This is a genomic window from Roseateles sp. P5_B10, from assembly GCF_056400485.1.
In genome coordinates this window covers 1-4,074 of record NZ_JBFULE010000479.1, presented here as the reverse complement: position 1 = coordinate 4,074, position 4,074 = coordinate 1, and the positions used below count along the sequence as shown (strand labels likewise).

Here is a 4,074-nt window from a genome sequence, read left to right as displayed (position 1 = left end):
GATGGACAGGATGGTCGGCTCGGCTGCGCGCTGCAACCAGGCGGTGACCCGGCCCTTGGCGTCCAGCCCCGCTTCCAGGTGCTGGGCGGTGACGGTGTGGAAATAGTCGTGATGCAGGTCGTCCTCGCGCGTCCAGGTCAGCTTGACCGGCACGCCCTGCATGGCCTGCGACACCAGCGCCGCCTCGACCGCGAAGTCGGGCTTGGACTTGCGCCCGAAACCGCCCCCGAGCAGCGTCACGTTCACCGTCACCTTGGCCAGGTCCAGGCCGAGCCGCTGGGCGACCCGCTCGCGCGCGGCCTGCGGCGACTGCACCGAGGTCCAGACCTCGCAGCGGCCGTCCACGATGCGCGCGGTGGCGGCCGGCGGCTCCATCGTCGCGTGCGCGAGGTGGGGCACGTAGTAGTCCGCCGCCACGCGCCTGGCGGCCTTGCCGAGTGCCGCCTCGGCGTCGCCGTCGTTGCGCACCACCTTGCCGCCCGGCTTGGCCACGGCGGCCTCCAGTTCCTTGCGGAAGGCGGCCGAGTCATAGCTCGCGTGCGCGCCATCGTCCCAGACGATCTTCAGCGCCTCGCGGCCCTTCATCGCGGCCCAGGTGTCCTTGGCCACGACGGCCACGCCGCCCAGCGGCTGGAACTCCGACGGTGGCGGCGTGCCCGCCAGCTCGATGACCTTGACGACGCCCGGCACCTTCAGCGCCTCGGAAGAGTCGACGGACTTGAGCTTGCCGCCCAGCACCGGCGGCCGCGCGACGACGGCGTAGAGCATGCCCGGCAGCCGCGTGTCGATGCCGTACTGCGACTTGCCGGTGACGATGACCTCGGCGTCCACCAGGTGGCTGTCCTGCTTGCCGATGTAGCGGAAGTCCTTGGCGTCCTTCAGCTTCAGCGCCTCGCGCTTGGGCACGTCCAGCTTGGCGGCGGCCTCGGCCAGCGCGCCATAGCCCAGCGAGCGGCCGCTGGCCTTGTGCGTGACGGCGTGGTTGCCGGCCTGCACCTCGGCCACCGGCACGCCCCAGGCCTGGGCCGCGGCCAGCTCCAGCATGGCGCGCGCGGCCGCGCCGCAGCGGCGCATCGGCATGAACCAGTGCCGCATGCTGCGCGAGCCGTCGGTGTCCTGGTTGCCGTATTTGTCCTCGTCGCCCGGGGCCTGCACGACCTTGACACGGGCGAAGTCGGCCTCCAACTCGTCGGCCAGCACCTTGGGCAGGCTGGTGCGCACGCCCTGGCCCATCTCCGAGCGGTTGACGACGATGCTGACCGTGCCGTCGGGTGCAATGGCCACAAAGGTGCGCGGGCTGTCCTGGATGCCATGGGGCATGCCGTCGCCGCCGTATTTCTTGGGCTCGTCGGCGCCGGCCATGCCGGGCAGGCCGACGGCAAGCACCAGTCCCGTCAAGGGCAGGGCGCTCAGCAGCGAGCGGCGGCTCAGGCCCGTGTCACTCAGCAGTAGCGGGGGAATGAAGGCGTTCATGCGGCACCGCCTTCCAGGCCGGCGGCCGTCTTGATCGCGCTGCGGATGCGCGTGTAGGTGCCGCAGCGGCACAGGTTGCCGCTCATGGCCGCGTCGATGTCGGCGTCGGTGGGCTTGGGCTTTTGCTGCAGCAGGGCTGTCGCGCTCATGATTTGACCCGCCTGGCAGTAGCCGCACTGCGGCACGCCGAGCTTGACCCAGGCGTGCTGCACGGCCTGTCCGGTCTTGGTCGCGCCAACGCCTTCGATGGTCACGACGCGCTTGCCTGCCGCGGCGGACAGCGGCGTCTGGCAGGCGCGCACCGGCTGGCCATCGAGGTGCACCGTGCAGGCGCCGCACAAGGCGAGGCCGCAACCGAACTTGGTGCCCGTCATGCCGAGATGGTCGCGCAGCACCCACAGCAGCGGGGTCTCGTCGCTGGCCTCTACCGTCATCGATTGGCCATTGATCTGCAATGTCGTCATCGAAGTCTCCACGGGTCGGAAACGTGCGCGGAACCGGCGCATTCGGCTACAGCAGCCGCGAACGCTACACGTTTCCGGCCAAACGCGCTGGCGGCTCAGTGCGATTGCTCGTCCAGCATCTGCGCCAGCGCCTGCGCGAAGGCGTGGGCGTCGCCCGGCCAGCGCGCGCTGAGGTAGTGGCCGTCGCGGACCGTGAAACCGCGGCCGAGGTGCTGGGGCGTGTCGCGCAGCAGGGGTGGCGGGCCGGCGTCGAAGTCCCGCGGGCTGGCCAGCAATGACTGCACTTCGGTCTGCAGCGGTGTGGGATAGGTGCGGTAGTAGCTGCCCAGCCAGGCGGCCGTCATCAGCCAGGCCGTCATTTCCTGCTGCTTCGTCAGGCCGGTGGTTCGCCGGCCGTGCAGCACGGACTTGCCGTCGGCGCGCTTCGAGCGGGCCGCCAGCAGCACGCCGTGGCAGATGGCGGCGACCGGCTTGTCGGCCGCGAACTGCGCCGCCACCACCGCCTGCAGCCGAGGCGATTCGAGATAGACCTTCATGCCCGGCGCATGGCCACCGGGCAGCAGCAGGGCGTCGACGCTGCCGGCGTCGATGTCGTCATAGGGAACAGGTTGCCGGAACGCCTCGCTCTGCACCATCGCCGCATGCGCCTCGCGGGCCGTGGCATCGGCCCTGAGCACGGATTTCCAAGGTCCCAAGCCTTTGCCATCCAGCATGCGCGGATCAGCCTGGGCGGGGCGGCCGTCGGGCGTCGCGAAGCGGATGGTGTGGCCCCGTGCCGTCAGCAGCTTCCAAGGGATGCCTGCCTCGGAGGGGTCGTAGTCCTGGGCGGGCAGGGGGATGAGGATGCGGGCCATGTTGAGCATCCTAAAGACAGAAAGGTGCCGATGCTGCTAGGCTGCCCCGCGCCCGCCAGCGGTGGCGGAACGGGAGCGAGGCATGGCGGAATTGACGGTCAACGGCAAGCGGATGCAGTTCGAGGCGGAGGCCGACACGCCGCTGCTGTGGGTGCTGCGCGAGCAGCTCAGCCTCACGGGCACCAAATACGGCTGCGGCGTCGCCCAGTGCGGCGCCTGCACGGTGCACATCGACGGCGCGCCGGTGCGCAGTTGCGTGATGCCGGCCTCGGCGCTGACGGCGGCGCAGAAGATCACCACCATCGAGGGGCTGGCGCCGAATGCTTCGCACCCGCTGCAGAAGGCCTGGGATGCGCTGGACGTGCCGCAGTGCGGCTTCTGCCAGAGCGGCATGCTGATGGCCGCCGCGGCGCTGCTGAAGGCCAAGCCCAAGCCGACCGATGCCGACATTGACGCGGCCATGACCAACATCTGCCGCTGCGGCACCTACAACCGGGTGCGCGCCGCCATCCATCTGGCCGCGGGCCAGGTGCAGCGCAAGCAGATCCCCATCGTCATCGAAGGGGGCCAGGCATGAGCCCCGCACGGCCGCCCGAAGGGGCTCAACGCCCGCTTGGCGGGACAGCGCGCAGCGCGAAGGGTGCACCAATGAGCGCGGTTCTTTCCCGTCGAAGCTTTCTGCACACGAGCGCCGCCGCCGGCGGGCTGATGGTGGGCTTCCACGTGCCAGGCCTTGCCGAGGGTGAAGCCACGCCCGAGCTGAACGCCTGGGTGCAGATCCTGCCGGACGAGAGCGTTGTCATCCGCATCGCACGGTCGGAGATGGGGCAGGGCACGTTGACCGGCCTGGCCCAGCTCGTGGCCGAGGAGCTGGAGTGCGACTGGGCCAAGGTGAAGACCGAATACCCGACGCCCGGCCAGAACCTCGCGCGCAACCGCGCCTGGGGCAGCATGAGCACGGGCGGCAGCCGCGGCGTGCGCGAGTCGCACGAGTACGTGCGCAAGGGCGGGGCGCTGGCGCGGGCGCTGTTGATCCAGGCGGCGGCCAACCAATGGCAGGTGTCGGTGGTGGAGTGCACGACCTCGGCGGGCTGGGTGGTGCATGCCGGCAAGCGCTTGAGTTACGGCCAGCTCGCCGCCGAGGCCGCCAAGCTGGCCGCGCCGGCCGACATCCAGCTCAAGCCGGCCAAGGAGTGGACGTTGGCGGGCAAGCCGATGAAGCGGCTGGATACCCGCCCCAAGCTCGACGGCTCGCAGGTCTACGGCATGGACCTGCAGCTGCC

General features: G+C 70.5%; 5 protein-coding genes. 2 read left to right on the top strand and 3 right to left on the bottom strand.

The window, feature by feature from the left end:
* From AC1DU6_RS22280 to AC1DU6_RS22270, 3 genes are all read right to left on the bottom strand, one after another.
* A partial coding sequence (locus tag AC1DU6_RS22280; protein WP_477859674.1) for a xanthine dehydrogenase family protein molybdopterin-binding subunit occupies nt 1-1,473 on the bottom strand: 1,473 nt, incomplete at its 3' end.
* Nucleotides 1,470-1,937, bottom strand: a complete 468-nt coding sequence (locus AC1DU6_RS22275; RefSeq protein WP_477859672.1) for a (2Fe-2S)-binding protein — start codon at nt 1,935-1,937, stop codon at nt 1,470-1,472. The genes AC1DU6_RS22280 and AC1DU6_RS22275, both read right to left, overlap by 4 nt.
* 95 nt (nt 1,938-2,032) lie before the next feature.
* Complete coding sequence (locus tag AC1DU6_RS22270) at nt 2,033-2,791, bottom strand: type 1 glutamine amidotransferase domain-containing protein (RefSeq protein WP_200955256.1); 759 nt, start codon at nt 2,789-2,791, stop codon at nt 2,033-2,035.
* Between the two features lie 82 nt (nt 2,792-2,873).
* On the opposite strand from AC1DU6_RS22270, the gene AC1DU6_RS22265 reads away from it, so the two are divergent.
* Together AC1DU6_RS22265 and AC1DU6_RS22260 are read left to right on the top strand one after the other, a co-directional pair.
* A complete protein-coding gene (locus AC1DU6_RS22265; protein WP_477859669.1) occupies nt 2,874-3,368 on the top strand; it encodes a (2Fe-2S)-binding protein in 495 nt (164 codons plus the stop codon).
* 71 nt (nt 3,369-3,439) lie between these two features.
* Nucleotides 3,440-4,074: molybdopterin cofactor-binding domain-containing protein (locus tag AC1DU6_RS22260; RefSeq protein WP_477859667.1), on the top strand; the 635-nt coding region annotated here is incomplete at its 3' end.

Coding starts and splice junctions, on each gene's coding strand:
- AC1DU6_RS22275 (WP_477859672.1), bottom strand. CDS start 1,937: ATGACGACATTGCAGATCAATGGCCAATCGATGACGGTAGAGGCCAGC.
- AC1DU6_RS22270 (WP_200955256.1), bottom strand. CDS start 2,791: ATGGCCCGCATCCTCATCCCCCTGCCCGCCCAGGACTACGACCCCTCC.
- AC1DU6_RS22265 (WP_477859669.1), top strand. CDS start 2,874: ATGGCGGAATTGACGGTCAACGGCAAGCGGATGCAGTTCGAGGCGGAG.